The 17,966-nt window shown below is 59.5% G+C and carries 10 protein-coding genes; 6 read left to right on the top strand and 4 right to left on the bottom strand.

Features of this window, described 5'->3' with window-relative positions; translation table 11 throughout:
• The 6 genes from VN887_19285 to VN887_19260 all read left to right on the top strand — a co-directional run.
• On the top strand, window positions 1-319 hold a 319-nt coding region (locus VN887_19285), incomplete at its 5' end, for a hypothetical protein (protein HXT42161.1).
• Window positions 312-1,538 carry a cell division protein FtsA gene (gene ftsA / locus VN887_19280; protein HXT42160.1) on the top strand — a complete coding sequence of 409 codons (1,227 nt, stop codon included), beginning with the start codon at window positions 312-314 and terminating at the stop codon, window positions 1,536-1,538. The genes VN887_19285 and ftsA, both read left to right, overlap by 8 nt.
• A gap of 12 nt (window positions 1,539-1,550) precedes the next feature.
• Entirely contained in the window at window positions 1,551-2,897 is a 1,347-nt protein-coding gene (gene ftsZ / locus VN887_19275) for a cell division protein FtsZ (protein ID HXT42159.1), read from the top strand.
• Between the two features lie 1,065 nt (window positions 2,898-3,962).
• A complete protein-coding gene (locus VN887_19270) occupies window positions 3,963-5,036 on the top strand; it encodes an alpha/beta hydrolase (protein HXT42158.1) in 1,074 nt (357 codons plus the stop codon).
• Window positions 5,037-5,300: 264 nt separating this feature from the next.
• Entirely contained in the window at window positions 5,301-6,341 is a 1,041-nt protein-coding gene (gene nadA, locus VN887_19265) for a quinolinate synthase NadA (protein HXT42157.1), read from the top strand.
• Window positions 6,342-6,474: 133 nt separating this feature from the next.
• A complete protein-coding gene (locus VN887_19260) occupies window positions 6,475-13,680 on the top strand; it encodes a lamin tail domain-containing protein (protein HXT42156.1) in 7,206 nt (2,401 codons plus the stop codon).
• A 43-nt stretch (window positions 13,681-13,723) separates the two neighbouring features.
• Here VN887_19260 and VN887_19255 read toward each other — a convergent pair whose 3' ends face one another.
• From VN887_19255 to VN887_19240, 4 genes are all read right to left on the bottom strand, one after another.
• On the bottom strand, window positions 13,724-14,377 hold the full coding sequence (locus VN887_19255) for a class I SAM-dependent methyltransferase (GenBank protein HXT42155.1): 654 nt from the start codon (window positions 14,375-14,377) through the stop codon (window positions 13,724-13,726).
• Window positions 14,361-15,242 (bottom strand): NADH-quinone oxidoreductase subunit NuoB, encoded by an 882-nt coding sequence (gene nuoB, locus VN887_19250; GenBank protein HXT42154.1) that lies wholly within the window; start codon window positions 15,240-15,242, stop codon window positions 14,361-14,363. Before nuoB ends, VN887_19255 begins: the two co-directional genes overlap by 17 nt.
• A gap of 2 nt (window positions 15,243-15,244) precedes the next feature.
• On the bottom strand, window positions 15,245-16,840 hold the full coding sequence (locus VN887_19245) for an NADH-quinone oxidoreductase subunit C (GenBank protein ID HXT42153.1): 1,596 nt from the start codon (window positions 16,838-16,840) through the stop codon (window positions 15,245-15,247).
• Window positions 16,837-17,966, bottom strand: a 1,130-nt coding sequence (locus VN887_19240; GenBank protein ID HXT42152.1) for a proton-conducting transporter membrane subunit, incomplete at its 5' end; no start/stop codon positions are given. The genes VN887_19245 and VN887_19240, both read right to left, overlap by 4 nt.

The following is a 17,966-nucleotide window of genomic DNA, read 5'->3' as shown; positions in this document are numbered from 1 at the left end:
GCATTTGATCGCCGCGTTTGAAAACTCGCCGATGGCCGGGCTTGTTGACTTGAAGACGGTGGACGTTTCCGGGACGGGAGTGTTGCAGGTCACGACCGGGCAGGGCGGGCAGATCACCTTCGCCCTCGACCACACCGAGGATCAGTTGCGCCACTGGAGGCTTGCCCACGACTACGGCCAGGAGATCGGCAAAGTCATCAGAACGTTCGATCTGTCCGTCATGAACAACCCCCCCTTGACCTGGCTCGACGCCGGCGCGGCGCCGCCGGCCACACCCAAACTCAACAAACATCCGTTCAACAGGAAGAAACATGTTTGATCAATCCTCCGTCATCGTCGGACTGGAAACCGGGACTTCTAAAATATGCGCGGTCGTCGGTGAGGTGAACGACGCCGGCGCATTAAGCATCATCGGCGTCGGCCAGTCCCGCTCGCGAGGCGTGCGCAAAGGCGAGATCGTGGACGCAACACTTGCCAGCGAGGACATTCGCAACGCCATCGTCGAGGCGGAACAGATGGCTGACGTGGAGGTGCGGAGCGTTTACCTCGGCGTCAGCGGCGGTCACCTGCGCGGCTTCAACAATCGCGGTGTGCATCCGGTTGTTTCCGCAGATCGCGAGATCACCGACGAGGACGTGCAGGACGCCATCAAAAACGCCAAAGCCATCAATCTGCCGGCCGAAAATCATGTCGTCCACGTCATCCGCCAGCACTTCCGCGTGGACGGCCAGGACGGAATTCAGAACCCGGTCGGAATGCTCGGGGCGAAGGTGGAAGTGGACGTTCACGTCGTCCACGGCAATTTTAACCGGCTGCAGAACCCGATCCGCGCAGTGAAGAGTCTGCAACTGGAGGTTGAGGATATTGTTTTTAACGGACTCGCCTCTTCGCTTGCGTTGTTGAGCAACGAACAAAAGGAGCTCGGGGCCCTCGTCATTGATATCGGCGGCGGCACCACCGAATACGTGATCTGCGCGGACGGCATCGTGAAACACACGGGCTTGCTGGCTGTCGGCGGCGACCACGTATCAAATGATCTGGCGTACGGTTTGAAGGTTCCGCTCAGCCGGGCCGAGCAACTCAAGGTTGAGCACAGCTCCGTGCTTGTGGACGAGAGCGTGAAAGGACAGACCATTCCGATTGCAAACAGCCACGGCCTGGTCGAGCGGTCGATCAACCTCGAGCACCTTCGCCGCATCGTATCGCTCCGCCTGGAGGAGATTTTCCGCCTGATCGCACAGGAGGTCGGCCAGACCGGGTTGCTCGATTATTTGCGTTCCGGAGTCTATCTGTGCGGCGGCGGCGCGCGCATACCTGGCATTCAGGAAATGGCCGGGCAGGTCTTCGGGATGCCCGTGTCGCTGGGCAAGACCAATTCGATCAGCGGGCTCAAGTCGGCGCTGGATCAGCCGGAATTTGCGACAGCAATCGGATTGGCCAAGTTCGGTTCGTTCCAGACGAAAAAACGGGCCGGACGCGGCGGACTGGGCGGCATCAGAAGCAAGGTTGGCCAGTTGATTCGCGCGGTGAAAAAATAAATGGAACGACCCATGAAAAAGCAAAGAGAAAGCGTTTTGAACGCGGACCGGCTCAACAAGGGACCCGCACTGAAGGTGTTTGGCGTGGGAGGCGCCGGTTGCAATGCCGTCGAGCATATTGCGTCGGGAGAGTTTGCCGGCGTCAGTTTTGCAGCTGTGAACACGGATATTCAGTCGCTCCTCGATTTGTCGGTGGAATGCGTCCTGCCGTTGGGCGCCTCGTTGACGCGCGGCCTCGGTGCGGGCGGAGATCCGGAACTGGGACGGGCCGCTGCGGAAGCGGACACCGAACTGTTGCGTAAACTCTGCGCGGGCGCGGAGGTCGTTGTGATTGTGACCGGTCTTGGCGGCGGCACCGGCACTGGTGCGAGCCCGGTTCTGGCGCGCGCGGCCAGGGAAGCGGGTGCGCTTGTACTCGCCATTGCCACGCTGCCGTTCGAGTGTGAAGGACCACGGCGCCATACCCAGGCCCAGGCCGGCCTGGAGGAACTCAAGGAGGCTGCCGATGCGGTGCTCTGCCTGCCAAATCAGCGGGTGCTCAAGCTGATCGATGAAAACACGAGTCTGATTGAAACATTCAAAATCACGAATGATCTGCTGGCACAGGGACTGCGCAGCATCTGGCGGTTGCTGGCGCGCGCCGGAATCATCAATGTGGATTTTGCCGATCTCTGTTCGGTGGTGCGCGGCCGGCACGCCGAAAGTGCGTTCGCCTGCGCCGAGGCCCGCGGTGAGCACCGGGCACGGGAGGTGGTTGAAAAACTTCTGGCCAGCCCGTTGCTGGAGGGCGGGGCCGTTCTGCGCGATGCCGGTTCAGTGCTGGTGAACATTGTCGCGGGCAGGGATCTGACCATGGCGGAAGTGAATCGGGTCATGTCGCAACTCAATCGCGCCTGCGAAAGCGCACGCGTCATCATGGGCGCCATGGTCGAGGCGGAATTGGGCGACCGCCTCGGTGTTACCGTCATTGCCACGCGTTGCAACGCGGACGAGGCGGACCAGACTGCCACCGGCGAAAAGGCGTTCGCCGCCGCCTCGGTGATGAGACCGGGTGGATCAAGAGGTGCCGGCGAAGAGTCGGCTGCAATCGGCGCTGAATTTTTTGAAAAAGGGCGGGCGATTCGGCCGGCGTCACGATTTGTCGCGCCGCCACCCGAATTGGCGCCCGACAAAAAGGAGCAGCTGCTGGCCCAGCAGAGCGGGAAGACTTATCGAAAACCCAGGTCAAACATGCGACAGGGCGTGTTGCCGCTCGACATTATTTCCAGGGGCCGCTTCGAGAAGAGCGAGCCGACGATCTACCACGGTGAAGACCTCGATGTGCCTACTTACATCCGTCGTGGCGTGCCGCTGAACTGAACGACTTCGGCGGCGGAGGCGGCGTAGCGGTGGCCTTGGCTCGAATTGATGGACAAGCGTTGGGTGATTGACGAGACACGCAACGTTACGAGCAGCCTTCGCATCCGCTCCAGGCTGTTGCACGGAGCCGGGATCACGGAGTCTTCTTGCCGCGTTCATCGCACGAAGCTACTGTCCCGCCGTGGACACGAGGCTTTCTGAAGGCCAGTACTTTGGTAAAAAGAGGTCCGAAATCCGGATCGGACGGTTGATTCTCTCGGAGTGTGTATACTTGCCAGAGAGCAAAATCCCCAGGCATTCCCACGAGAATGCTTACATGATCTTGACGCTCACCGGATCGCAGCGGGAGGATCTTGGAAAAGGTCATCGATTTTACGAGCCCAATACCGTTGCCCTCCATCCGGCCCGGGAAACCCACGCGCAGACCGTCGGCCCCGCGGGGTTGCGGTGCCTGCATGTGGAGTTTGGCGCCGATTGGGTTGAGCAGAATCCGCACGTTTCCTGCGCCTTAAGAAGGTCAGCTCATTTCCAGAAATGTGAGCTGTCCTGGGTGACGGCCGGAATCCATCGGGAGTTCCTTCATACAGATGATGTGTCGCAGCTGGCCATAGAAGGCGCGGTTCTAAGAGCTTTGTCCGAAATCCATCGAAACTTGTCTTCGCACGAACGCCAAACTGCGCCCCACTGGCTGAAACGGGCGCGAGACCTTTTGCACGAACGTTATTCCGAAACCCTGTCACTTCAAAGCATTGGCGATAGCGTGGGAGTCCATCCCGTCCATCTGGCCCGTGAGTTTCGGTGGCATTTTCAAACGACTGTGGCCGGATACGTTCGTCGGCTCAGAATACAGTCAGCGTGCAGGGCCATGTGCGAAGAGGAATTGCCGTTGAGCGAAATCGCAATGAATTGTGGTTTCGCCGATCAAGCGCATTTTTGCAGGGTTTTCAAACAGGTTGTCGGGATGACGCCGGGAGAGTTCAAGTCCAGGAACTATTCGCGCTAAGGCCAGACAAAAATGTTTCAACTCTTCAAGACCGGGCGTTGAAATCCTGTTAAGCCCGACGCATGCAAAATGCTTTAAAGGTCATCACGACAGCGCTCGGAGGTGTTCTTTTGTGCGGCAGCAGCCTTCATGGAGCAGGCGTGGAACTCAAAACAGAGCCGGCCCCGTTGGGCAGGCTATACGACGTTGGCGGGCACAAGATGCATTTGTATCGCACTGGAAACGGCGGTCCGACGGTCGTTCTTGAGGCGGGTGCGGGAGCCTTCTCGCTGGATTGGTATTTCGTACAACGCGAGGTGGAAAAATTCACGACGGTTTGCAGTTATGATCGGGCGGGACATGCCTGGAGCGAGTTGGGCCCAAGGCCGCGGACCATGAGGCAGGCGGTTGCAGATTTGCATCGGCTGCTCGCCCAGGCCGGAGTTTCTGGTCCTTTGGTCATGGTCGGACATTCCTATGGTGGCATGCTGGTCCGGGTCTTCGCCGCCGACTATCCGGATCAGGTCGCCGGGATGGTGCTCGTTGATTCAAGCTTTGAGAACAGTTTTGGCAACATCAATGGGAAAATTGTCCGCAGCTGGGATGATGTCAAACCAAGGGTGGTTCCGGCAGCGCGCGCGAAAATCAATGACGACGAGCGCGTTTTGACGGCACCCGAACTGGAGGGCTATCAGCAATTCCTGAAATGGGCGGGACCTCCAACGATTGAAGATCCATTCACCAGGCTGCCGGAACCGATTCAAAAGATTCGTTTGTGGGCAATGTCCCTGCCTCAATCGAATGTGACGGATTACAACCCGTATGGAAGCGAGGAAGCGATCCTGCTTTTTGCGGACCGACTTCGCATCGAACATCCATTGGGAAAGAAGCCGTTGGTTGTCTTGACGAGAAAATCCAAAGCGCACACGCCTGAGCAGGGCGCAACTCAGAAGGATATGGAGAGAATGGAGCAGGTGCGCGTTGAAGGGGAACGGAGTCTTGCGAACCTTTCCGGCAACAGCGTGTTCGCAGAGAGCGATTACCCGGTGCACGAGATTCAGCTTACGCAGCCCGACCTGGTTGTCAGTGCGATCCAAAATGTATTGGAGGCGGTTAAAATCCGAAGCACATTAAAACCGCTCGAGCCCCGGAACTAGAGTGATCCTCAAAACGAGTTCGCGGTTGGAAGATGCGACACTTTGTTATCGTACCTCGTACGACTTTGTGGTTGAACGTGGGCGTTGTGGAACTCGAACTTCAACCCGGAACGCTTTGGTTTGGCACATGCGCTGCGGTTGGAGTTTGGTCGAGCCGCGGTGGCGGTGCAACTTAACCTCGATGGCGCGCACCGCCGTTGCTGTGCTTTTTCGGTCTCTTCCACGTTCGTTGACGGCTTGGATTCCGGGCAGTAGCTTCTTGGCGTGATCGACATTAGCGAACTTCAGCCTGCCGGTGTGGATCGTTTCCCGGTCTGGAAACCGAAACCGTCAGTGAATTCTGACGACTTGTCTCGCGAAATCCTCGAACTGAAGCGGAAACTGAACGCGATCATTCTCGCCCATAATTACCAGGTGCCGGAGATTCAGGACGCGGCCGATTACGTGGGTGATTCCCTCGGTTTGTCGCAGCAGGCTGCCAAAACCAGCGCCGATGTCATCGTTTTCAGCGGCGTGCATTTCATGGCCGAGACCGCGAAGATTTTGAATCCCAACAAAATTGTCGTGCTACCGGACAAGGACGCCGGATGCTCGCTCGAAGAGAGTTGCCCGGCGGAAAAATTGCGCGCGTTTCAAGCGACAAATCCGAAGTTTTATACAGTCACCTACATCAATTGCAGCGCGGAAGTGAAGGCGTTGAGTGACGTGATTTGCACCAGCGGCAACGCGGTAAAGATCGTCAAGGCCGCGCCGCAGGACCGCGACCTGTTGTTCGTGCCGGACGAGAATCTCGGCGCGTGGGTGACGGAGCAGACCGGCCGCCCGATGACGTTGTGGAAGGGCAACTGTTACGCGCATGTCGAGTTCCGGCGCGACAACGTGCTGCGATGGCGCAACCGCTATCCGGACGCGAAAATCGTCGTGCATCCCGAAAGCCTGCGCGAGGTGCGCGACGTGGCGGATGCGGTTTGTTCGACGGAAAAGATGATTGATTACTGCCGCACGAGCCCGGCCCAGCGATTCGTGATCGTCACGGAGTCAGGCATCATTCATCGCTTGCACAAGGAGTGCCCGGGAAAGGAATTCCTCTGCGCCCCGGTATTCGACGTGATGAGGATGCCGGCGGACAACTGCCGATGCAGCGAGTGCCGTTACATGAAAATGAACACGCTCGTAAAACTGCGCGACTGCATGAGGAACCTGTCGCCGCGCATCGAACTGCCGGAGGAGATTATTCGGCGGGCCCGATTGCCGATCGAACGGATGCTGGAGATATCCGCAACACCCTCGGAGAATGCCGGTTGAGTCGTCCGACTCATCCTCAAAGCCGTTTCCTTCCTTGCTTTGCAACCCGTTTGTGTTTACGGTGCTGAACGTTAATCCGATGGCCTGAATCAGCACGCAATCTGCTCAATCCTCCCCGATGTCATTTCCGCCAATGAAGTTCCTCCCTGCGGCAGTGGCGTCGTTTTTGTTGTCCGCTGTCACCGCTTTTGGCCAGTCCAGTGGCGTCCTGCGGGAGGTCTATTACAACATCAGCGGCACCGCGGTTGCGAACCTGACCAGCGCGCCCGGCTTTCCGGCGCGCCCCGACGAGGAGTTTATCGAGAACGCCTTTGAAGCGCCGTCAAACTTCGCGGACAATTACGGCCAGCGGATGCGTGCTTTATTGGTTCCGCCCGCCACCGGCAGTTACATTTTTTGGGTTGCGAGCGACGACAACTCGGCGCTTTACCTGAGCACGGACGAAGACCCGGCGCACAAGGTGCAGATTGCTTCAGTGGTCTCGTGGACCAGCTCACGCGAATGGAACAACCAAGCCAGTCAGAAATCAGCGACCGTCACGCTGACCAACGGTTTTCGTTATTACATCGAGGCGCTGCAAAAGGAGGGCGGCGGCGGTGACAATCTCGGGGTGACGTGGCAAAAGCCGGGAGATGCCGCCGCGGTGAATGGCGCAGCACCGATTCCGGGAAGTTTTCTCGTGCCTTACGGTCTTGGCCCGCCGGTTATCACCACCCAACCGACGAATGTTGCCGTGGTCGAAGGTGGCAGCGCAACGTTTATGGTCCAACTCTCGCATTACCTCGGGGCGACCTTCCAATGGCAGCTCAATGGTACCGACATTTCCAACGCGACGAACTCGTCCTACTTCATTTCACCGGTCGTGCTTGGCGACAGCGGAAACGCGTTCAGTTGTTTTATCCTCAATGCGTATGGCTCGACAAACAGCCTGTCAGCCATACTGACGGTCAATCCTGACGTTACGCGACCAACGCTCACTTCTGTGGGCAGCCTGGGTGATCCGCAAATCCTCACCGTGATTTTCTCGGAACCGGTCGAGGCAGCCAGTGCGACCACGCCGGGGTATTACACGATCGACAACGGCGTGACGGTCCTGTCGGCCGCATTCGGGACCGACACGAGGACGGTGATTCTCACCACGACACCGATGGCGACGAAGACAACGTACACGCTAACGGTGAACAATGTCCGCGACCGCGCCACCACACCAAACACCATCCTGGCGAACACGCAGCGCACATTCACGCTGGACTCAATACCGCTGGATATTTCCTTTGTCCGGCCGCCGCCGGAGCCGGTGGGTCCGTCCACGCGCCATGGCCCGGTGATCATTTCCGAGACCATGTACCATCCGACGAACCGCGTGGATGGCAAGAACCTCGAATTCGTCGAGCTGTTCAACTCAAATCCGTACTTCGAGGACATCAGCGGATTCCGGCTGACGGGCGACATAAATTTCACCTTCGCGTCAAACACAGTCCTTGCCGCGCGCAGTTATCTGGTGGTGGCGGCAGTGCCGGCGGACATTCAAAGCGTTTACGGCATCGCCAACGTCATCGGGCCCTACACGAACAGGCTTTCCAACAGCTCCGGGACTTTGCGCTTGCGCAACCGGCAGAGTGGAATCGTATTTGAAGTGAATTATTCGGGCGATCCTCCGTGGCCCGCAGCGCCGGACGGCGCTGGACATTCGCTGGTGCTGGCCCGGCCGACGCTTGGCGAAAGGAATCCGGCGGCATGGGCGGCCAGCGACCTGATGGGCGGTACGCCCGGCGTTGCGGAAATTCCGCTCGCGAATCCCTACCGCACGGTTGTCATCAACGAGTTTCTTGCGCACACTGATCCGCCGGACTTCGATTTCATAGAACTATTCAACTACAGCGCGGCACCCGTGGACCTCTCCAATTGCATCCTCACCGATGACCCGACCACGAATAAATTCCTCATCCCGCCCAATACCGTGATCCAGCCGCAAAGCTTTGCGTATTTCGACGAAACACAAATGGGATTCAGATTGAGCGCGGCGGGAGAAACGATTTACTTCAAGGATCCCGGCAACACAAGGGTCATAGACGCGGTGCGTTTTGGCTCGCAGGAAAACGGGGTTTCGACCGGGCGTTATCCCGACGGCGCCGCGGGACTCTACCGACTGCAAACGAAGACGCCCGGCGCGAAAAATGGCCGGCTGCGGATTCCGCCCGTGGTCATCAACGAGATCATGTACGCCCCGGTCAGCGGTCAGGACGACGACCAATACGTCGAACTGCTCAACCACACTGCCGCGCCCGTTGACGTTGGCCGCTGGAGCTTTACTGATGGCATCAGCTACACAATCCCGCCCGGCACGACGATTCCCCCGGACGGCTACCTCTTAATCGCGAAAAACGCGGCGAGAATGCTGACGAATTATCCAACTTTGACCGGCACAAATACGCTCGGTGACTTCAGCGGCTCGTTGTCGCGCGGCGGGGAACATCTTGCGCTGGCGATGCCCGACGAAATCGCTAGCACAAACGCGGCGGGACAGGTGGTCACCAACATCATTCATATCATCGTGGACGAAGTGACCTACGGTACGGGCGGACGCTGGGGCAAATGGGCGCACGGCGGCGGGAGCAGCCTCGAACTGATGGATCCACGCAGCGACCATCGGCTTGCGCCGAACTGGGCGGACAGCGACGAGTCGGGCAAGAGCGGCTGGACCAACATCGAATTCACCGGTGTGCTCGACAATGGGAGCGGTGCCGCCGATTCGCTCCAGATCATTCTGCTTGGACCCGGAGAATGTCTCGTGGACAACGTCGAGGTGTTCGCCAGTGGCGGGCCGAATCGGATTGCCAATTCCGACTTCGAGTCCGGCATGAATGGCTGGTTTGCGCAGGGCAATCACGAGGATTCGGGCCTGGAGACCGGCCCGGGTGTCGGGTTCAACAACAGTGCGCACTGTCTGCACGTGCGCGCGGTGGATCGCGGCGACACGGGCGCCAACCGCGTTCGCACAGCGCTGACGTCTCCATTGAACGGGGGCCAGACTGCCACCCTTCGCGCCAAGGTTCGCTGGCTCGCTGGAAGTCCCGAAATCCTTTTGCGACTGAAGGGAAACTGGCTGGAGGCCACGGGAAATATATTAACAGCGCGCAATCTGGGCACGCCCGGCGCGCCAAACAGCCGCTCGGTGCCGGATGCCGGGCCGGCCATCACGGATGTGAAACATTCCCCGGTGTTGCCCGTCGCCAACCAGGCCGTGACGGTCATTGCGCGCGTTCACGATCCCGACGGCCTGGCGACGCTTTTGTTGAAATACCGCGTCGATCCCTCGACCAACCTGAACGTGGTCACGATGGCCAACAACGGCGCGGGGTTGTTCAGCGCGACGATTCCGGGACAGCCGGCCGGCGCAATTGCAGCGTTTCACATTCAGGCCTCGGACAACTCCACGCCTGCGGCGGTGACATTGTTTCCGAACGACGCGCCGACTCGCGAGTGCCTCGTGCGCTGGGGCGATCCTGCGCAAGGCGGCAATTTCGGCACATACCGCCTGTGGATGACTCAGGCGACGTTGAACCGGTGGTCGAACCGCGAGCATCTCAGCAACAAGCCGCTCGATTGCACCTTCGTTTTCGGCAATTACCGCGTGGTTTACAACATCGGCGGCGAATATTCGGGCAGCCCATATCACGCACCTGGTTTCAACTCGCCGATTGGGAACGTCTGCGATTATCTGGTCACGTTTCCAGACGATGATCCGCTGCTGGGAGAAACCGACGCTACGCTTCAATGGCCGGGGAATGGAGGCGGCGACAACAGCTATCAGAGGGAGCAGACCGCGTATTGGATCGCGAACCAGATCGGTTTGCCCTATTGCCATCGCCGTCACATCAACCTGTTTGTCAATGGCGTCCGGCGCGCCGAGATGTTCGAGGACGTGCAGCAACCTAACGGCGACATGACCACTGAGTTCTATCCAGACGGCGCGAATGGCGAACTGCACAAGGTGCAACTCTGGTTCGAATTCGATGATTCGGCTTCCAGTTTTTCCGCAAACGGGGCGACGCTTCAAAATTTTACTACCACCGGCGGGCAGAAAAAACTGGCGCGTTACCGGTGGACGTTTGCGAAGCGGGCGGTCCAGGACTCGGCGAGCAATTTCACAAACCTGTTTGCCCTTGTCAATGCCGCGAATTTCAACGGGCTGGGCAGCAACTATCGGCACCAGCTTGAAGCGACAGTGGATGTGGATAACTGGCTGAAAACCTACGCGGTTGAGCACATCGTCGGAAACAACGACAGTTTCGCTTTTGGCGGCGGCCAGAACATGTATTCGTACAAGCCGGTGGATGACACCTGGAAGATGATGATCTGGGACATCGATTTCGCCTTCGCATCACTGGGCCCGACGGGTGACGATATGTTTTCGGGAATCGGCCGGAGCAACGGCATCGATCTGAGTGAAGCGGCCTACCGGCGCCGCTATTGGCAAATCCTGCAGGACCTGGCGAACGGGCCCCTGGTGGCGACGAAAGCGAACCCACTCATCACCGCGCGCTATAACGCGATGGTGGCCAACGGTCGCACCATCGACAACCCATCGTCCATCCAGTCCTACCTCAGCCAGCGACGCAACTATTTGCTGGGTCTGATCACTACGAACGTCCCGGCAAATTTTGCGATTACTCTCAACAGTGGCGGCGATCTGAGCACGAACCGCAATCTCATCGCGTTGACCGGTACGGCGCAAATCGACGTGCGCACGATCACCATTAATGGCGCGGTTTATCCCGTGTTCTGGACTTCGGTGTCGAACTGGACCGCGTTCGTGGCACTGGCTGGCGGCCCCAATACCCTGACGGTCCAGGGGCTGGATGCGCAAGGGAATCCGCTCAGTGGCGCCAGCTCCGCGATCAATGTGAATTACACCGGAGCGGTGGAGCAGCCGCAGGACAAACTGGTGATCAACGAAATCATGTACAATCCCGCGGTGCCCAACGCGTCATTCGTCGAGATTTACAACTCTTCGACAGCGAATGCGTTCGACCTTACGGGCTGGCGGTTGGAGGGTGCGAATTTTACCTTTCCGGGCGGATCGGTGATCGCGCCCGGCGGCTTTCTGGTGGTGGCGGAGGACCGCGTCGCCTTCGCCCAGGCTTATGGCGGAACGATTGCGGTCGTTGGCGAGTTCGACGGAAAGCTGCAGAACAACGGTGAGACGCTTCGCCTGATCGAGCCCGGTGTGACCCCCGACCAGGACCTTGTTGTGGATGAAGTCCGTTACGACAGCCAGACCCCGTGGCCCGCCGCCGCGAATGGCACGGGCGCGTCGCTCCAGTTGATTGACGCCGCGCAGGACAATGATCGGGTTGCCAATTGGACAGCGGTTCCCACGAACGCAGGACCGGGAGCTCCCCTGCCGCAGTGGCGTTACGTGACGGCCTCAGGCACGGCCTCCAGTTCGACGCTTTACGTTTACCTGCAATCCGCCGGTTCGGTTTTCATTGATGACTTGAAACTGGTCGCTGGCACGCTGCCGGAAGTCGGCGCAAATGTGATCCAAAACGGCGACTTTGAAAGCGCATTCCCGGGTCCATGGACGGTTTCCGCGAACCTGTCTGGCTCGACGTTGAACAGTTCGGTGAAGCACTCGGGAAATGCCAGCTTGCAAGTGGTTGCGTCGAGCGGCGGAACGACGCAAGCCTCGTCCATCTGGCAGACGTTTTCGCCCGCGCTCGCCTCTGGACAACCGTACACACTAAGTTTCTGGTATCTGGAAAACACCAATGGCGGAACACTGACCATCCGTCTTTCAGGCAGTGGGATCGTCGCAAACGTAAACGTCGCGCCCAGCGCGGGCACGCCCACGGGTTCGCGCTACACACCGGGGGCGCCGAATTCAGTACGCGCGTCTCTGCTGGCGATGCCGCAACTGTGGCTGAACGAGGTCCTGCCGAACAATCTTACCGGCCTGATGGACCGCTTTGGTCATCGCCATCCCTGGTGTGAGATCTACAACGGGGGCGCGACTAACGTTGATCTCAGCAGTTTTTATCTGGCAAACGACTACTCGAACCTGGTGCAATGGCCATTTCCAGCGGGGGCAAACATCGGGCCCGGCCAGTTTCTGGTTGTGTGGCTCGATGGTAATGCCGGCGAATCGGCAGCGAACGAATTGCACACCAGCTTCACAATCCCGCCCGCTACCGGCTCGCTTGCGCTTGTTCAGACAGGAGGCGGGCAAACAAACATCCTCGATTACTTCAACTATGATGTACAGCAGGCGGACCGGTCCTATGGCGCCTACCCCGACGGCACGGTAAGCGGTCGCCGGGTGTTTTATTATACGACTCCCGGCGGGACCAACAATCCGGCTTCGCCACCGCTGATTGTGTTCATCAACGAGTGGATGGCCGACAACGTGACGACGCTGGCCGACCCAGCAGACAACGATTTCGAGGACTGGTTTGAAATCTACAATCCAGGTGACGCGATTGCCGATTTGTCTGGTTTCTATCTGGGCACCAGCCTGACCAACAAGACCGCGTTCCGCATTCCTGACGGGTACACGATCGAACCCCGCGGTTACCTGCTCGTCTGGGCCGACAGCGAGACCGGGCAGAACAGTACGAACCGGTCCGACCTGCACGCAGGTTTCAAACTGGCAAAAAGCGGCGATGCCATCGGCATCTTCGCGCCCGACGGAACCGTCGTTGATTTCGTTTCCTTTGGCCCGCAGGCCACGGACACGAGTGAAGGCCGTTTCCCGGATGGCGCCTCCGGAGTCTATCGGTTGGGCGCTCCAACGCCGCGCGGTTCCAACTTCCTCGCGACCTCGAACACGCCCCCGGCCGTTGTCCGCATTGAGGACCAGATCGTGATCGAAGGTCAATTACTGTTGTTCACTGTTGTAGCAAGTGACACAAACACGCCGGCGCAGAGTCTGACCTTCAGCCTCGACTCCGGCGCGCCCACGGGAGCAGCGATCAACCCCGCGAATGGTCTGTTTTCATGGCGGCCTGATGTTTCACAAACATCGACTTCAAACCTGATCACCGTGCGCGTCACCGACGACGGTTCCCCGCCAATGAGCAGTGCGGCCAGTTTCGCGGTTCGCGTTGCGCCGCGTCCGCAAGTGACCGGCATCGCCCCCGCGCAGAACGGTGGTTACGCGATCAGCTTCGTAACAGTGCCCGGAAAGACCTACCGCGTCGAATACAAGGACACGCTCGACGAACCGAATTGGCAGCCGCTTGATGTGGATTTCATTGCAACGGGTGACAGCTTCACCGTCAATGACAGCCTGGCCGGCAGTTCGCAGCGGTTCTATCGCATTCTTGTGCTGAACTGACCGTCGCGCGGCGGAACGGCGGGTTGCCATGCCGACATCCGCTTCACTGAAGGATGTAACGAAGGCACCAAAAGTAGGTGAATTGCATGACCTCCGGATTCCCGGAATGGGAACCGACCTCCTCGCGAAGGGCGGCCTCTGTTGGAAAATTCTTCAACACCTCAAACTCGGCCCCATCTTCCAGTTTTCGTTTCTGGTAGGTGTTGCCGCCGCAGTCCCGGCGGGTCACGGGCGTACTGCTTCCTTCGACGTATTTGTTATCGAGAAAAACAACCAGCGAGCCGGGGAGGAGCTTCCCATGAAATGCCGTCAGTACGGTTTGCAAGCTCTCCCTGGGAATGTGCGACCACCAGAATCCGGCGAAGCCCGCAGTGAAGTTGCCATCCACGTCAGCCAGCGTGAGCGCGTCGGCGGTTTTAAATTGCACGTTCGAATTCGAGTACGTTTTGCGCCGGGCGATCGCCAGGACCGTCTCATTGATGTCAGTGGCGAGGACCGACCTGGCCGACTCGCTGATGACTTGCGTCCAGTAACCGGTGCCGCAAGCGACTTCGAGGACATCGTGGTCGGTGAATGTTCCGCGCAGCAGGGCACGCAGCGCAACCAGGTCGTTCTGGCGTTCTGGTTTTGCATAAATCCTGTCGTACTCGTCGGCACGCCGGGCATAATAGGCTGTCAGATCAGCGCCCTGATTCATTGGAGTTTTCGGGATCGGAATGACGGTGTCGTTGCATCCGGCCGATCGCCAGAAGAATTCCGTGGAGGAGGGCATGCGGATTCGGCGGACAGCCCGGGATGTACACGTCCACCGGAACAACCTGATCTACACCTCCCCGCGTGGCGTAGTTTCGGCCGAAAATGCCGCCGCTGCAACCACACGCGCCGACGGCCACGACGAGCCGCGGCGCGGGCATTGCGTCGTAAGTGTTCTTCAGCGCCGTTTCCATATTGCGCGTAACCGGGCCGGTAACCAGAAGCATGTCGGCATGACGTGGCGATGCCACGAAATGAATGCCGAAGCGTTCGATGTCATAGATCGGACCGCTCAGGTTCACGATTTCGACTTCGCAGCCGTTGCACGACCCGGCGTCCACCTGGCGGATATGGAGCGAGCGACCCAGCGTGGAATAAAGACTTTCCTTCAATTGGCGGCCCTGCGCTTCGATGCATTCACCTTCGACGGCAGCGGCGCGAGGGCCGTCGAGCAAGCGATCGTGCGCTCCATCGCGTGTAAGGCTGTAAACCGCGCGGCTTACGAGGTCGTCGCGACCGGGCGCGGCGCATTCACAGGTGTTCGTCATCCGGATCGCCGGGTCCACGTCCGCGCACAATCCGCAGAAGATACATTTGGCCAGATCCAGTGTCGCCGTGCGCTGGCCGTTGGTGTCGGTGAAGGCGATGGCGCCAGTAGGGCAGATCGCCGCGGAAGGACGGGCGTCTTTCCAACGCGGGAAGTCGATCGCGGGCTTTCCGCGCGCGTATTTTGACACTTCCGCCGGTGTATTCGGGTACCCGCTTGTTACCACGCCCGTGCCCAGACTTTTCTTAATTATCTCGAACATGGCTAGCGGTCGGTTCCCGAATAGGACAGGTTGAAACTCTTGTTCACCACCGGGAAATCGGGGATGATATTGCCGAGGACGGCCTCGCTCAACGCGGGCCAGTTCTGGAGCGACGGGTCTTTGACCTTACAGCGCGCAAGCCGATTGCCGGGTGCCGTGCGTATCCAGTGGAAAATCTCCCCGCGCCATCCTTCCACGTAACCCAACGCCACGCGGTCGGGTGGCACATCATCTATTGGTGCCCGGAAGGCTCCGTCTGGCAGCTGCTCGATCACTTGCCGGAGAATACCCAGCGACTGGAAGAGTTCTTCGCGCCGAACTACCATGCGACGTTGCACGTCGCCTTCCGTGAAGACCGGGACCGTGAATTTCACCTGCCCGTAAAAGTCATGCGGGAAGTCCCTTCGCAGGTCGTGATCGAAACCTGACGCCCGGCCGGCCACCCCCACGACGCCAAGGTCGCGCGCAACCTCGGGCTTGAGTACGCCGGTTGTCTCGAGCCGGTCGCGGGTGCCGGAGTTGGCGCGAATCAGTTCGACGAGCTCGCCAAATTCTTTTCCGAGTTCGTTCACGAGCCCGGCCAGCGCGCGGAGTTGGATTGCGTCGAAATCAGATCGCACGCCACCAAGGCAGGCCATGCCGCGCAGCAAACGGCTGCCCGTGAGTTCTTCGTTCACGCGCAGCACGCGTTCTTTGAGTCGAATCGCGTGCATGTGAGCTGCGACAAAGGCCACGTCATTGCAGATGGCGCCGATGTCGGCGATGTGATTGTAAATGCGCTCCAGCTCGATGCAGATAGTTCGCAAAGCGCGCGCGCGGGGCGGCGCCTCGCACTGTGCGGCCCGTTCGACGGCGTGGCAAAATGCCGCCGCATGAGCGAAACTGGAATCGCCGGAGATGCTTTCGGCCAGTCGCACGCCGTGCGTCACGGGGAGGCTTTCGAAAAGCTTCTCGGTGCCTTTGTGCGTATAAAACAGGCGCACCTGCAGATAGAGAACCGGCTCGCCCGCGACGCTGAAAAGAAAATGTCCCGGTTCAATGACGCCGGCATGGACGGGACCGACGGGCACGTGAAAGACGCCTTCGCCCTCGACCGCTCGGAACTGATGTCGTTCACCTTCGAAAGGCGGGAGCCGGGTATGAAGGTCGAAATCCTTGCGGAGCGGAAACACGATCGGCCAGTCGTCGTGCAAGGCGCACCGGCGCGGATTCGGATGGCCCAGAAGTTTCAACCCGAAGAGGTCCTGCACTTCGCGCTCCTGCCAGTTGACCGCGTGGACGGCGTTGGTGAGGGACATGAATTCAGGCTGGTCCGGCGGTACTGGCACGCGCAGTATGAAAAAACCGTGCGCCGAGTCGAGGGCGAAAACATAGTAGAGATGGAACACGCCGTCCGTCGGCCCGGCGTCGTCGGCGAACAGGCTGACGAGCCGCGCTCCCCACTTTTTGTAGAGGTGACCACAGAAGCCGGCGACCAGATCGATCCTGGCGTCGAGGTAAATCTCGTTGGGCTGCGGCGCGCGCACATCGTCGAGGCGGTCGTGAAAGCGCCCGCGCACGTCGGCGAGAACGGGCTGGAGTTCGGGCGTGATGTTCACTGCGGACCTCCTCCGATGATCCGCGCGGCCTCCTGTAGGAGTTGATGCGCGGGCGCGGGCAGCCAGAAGCCCAGTACCAGCGTGCCCGAGCCGACCGCTGCCATGGCGGTCAGTTTCCAAGGGCACTCCGCCACGGGCGACGGGGCGTCGGAGCGCGGCGTTCCAAGATTTAGCTTCGCCATGTGGTTGAGGAAGCCGGCGAAAATGGTTACAACGCCCGCGAGGAAAAGAAATGCCTGCCAGTTGTATTTCCCTGTCAGCGCGGCGCTCAGAATGGTGAACTCGCTTTGAAAGAGGCTGAATGGCGGGGTGCCTGTCACCGCCAGGGTACCGGCGAGAAACAGGACACCCGTCCACGGCAACGTGTGGATGACACCCGTCACTTTGCGAAGAAACGGCGTGCCGTAGTGTTGTTGCACGTTGCCCGCGCAAAAAAACATCAACGGCTTGGTGATGGCGTGGAACAGCATGTGGAGCACCGCCCCGAATGCGCCGAGTTTGCCGCCGAAACCAAGCGCGGCCACCATGATGCCCGCGTGGTCGATACTCGAATAGGCAAGAAGACGACGAAAGTTTCGTTGCACAAGCACGAACGGCGCGGCAACAAGAATGGATGCCAGACCGAAGGTGACGAGGAGTGTTCCCGTGAATCCGTGGCCGAGGCATTTTTCCGCCAGGATCGTGAAACGCGTGATGGCGTAGAGCGCGCAGTTGATGAAAGCCGCACCCAGCAGGGCCGCTGCCGGCGCGGGCGCCTCGGCATACGCGTCGGGCTTCCAAGTATGCATCGGCACGAGGCCCGCCTTGGTGCCATACCCGACGAGGATCAGCACGAACGCCAGCCGCATCGCTGCCGGGTTGAACCGGTCAGCGACCGTGACGAGCAGCGACCAGTTCAATCCTCCGCTGGAGTCCGGCCCCACGACGTTGGCGGCCGCGAAATAAGTCATGATAGTACCAAAAAGAGCGAGCGAGATGCCGACGCTGCCGATGATGATGTATTTCCACGCAGCTTCGAGCGAATTACGATCGTTGTAGAATGCCACAAGCAGCACCGAGACCAGTGTGGTGCCTTCGACTGCAACCCACATGATTCCCAGATTGTTGGCCAGGGCGACCAGCAGCA

It is taken from the genome of Candidatus Angelobacter sp. (genome assembly GCA_035607015.1).
GTDB lineage: Bacteria > Verrucomicrobiota > Verrucomicrobiia > Limisphaerales > AV2 > AV2.
This window is presented reverse-complemented; position numbering and strand designations above follow the sequence as displayed.

Excerpts from the sequence above, each read along its gene's own strand:
- VN887_19270 (HXT42158.1), top strand. The coding sequence starts at position 3,963 with ATGCAAAATGCTTTAAAGGTCATCACGACAGCGCTCGGAGGTGTTCTT.
- VN887_19260 (HXT42156.1), top strand. The coding sequence starts at position 6,475 with ATGAAGTTCCTCCCTGCGGCAGTGGCGTCGTTTTTGTTGTCCGCTGTC.
- ftsA (HXT42160.1), top strand. The coding sequence starts at position 312 with ATGTTTGATCAATCCTCCGTCATCGTCGGACTGGAAACCGGGACTTCT.
- ftsZ (HXT42159.1), top strand. The coding sequence starts at position 1,551 with ATGAAAAAGCAAAGAGAAAGCGTTTTGAACGCGGACCGGCTCAACAAG.
- VN887_19255 (HXT42155.1), bottom strand. The coding sequence starts at position 14,377 with ATGAATCAGGGCGCTGATCTGACAGCCTATTATGCCCGGCGTGCCGAC.
- nuoB (HXT42154.1), bottom strand. The coding sequence starts at position 15,242 with ATGTTCGAGATAATTAAGAAAAGTCTGGGCACGGGCGTGGTAACAAGC.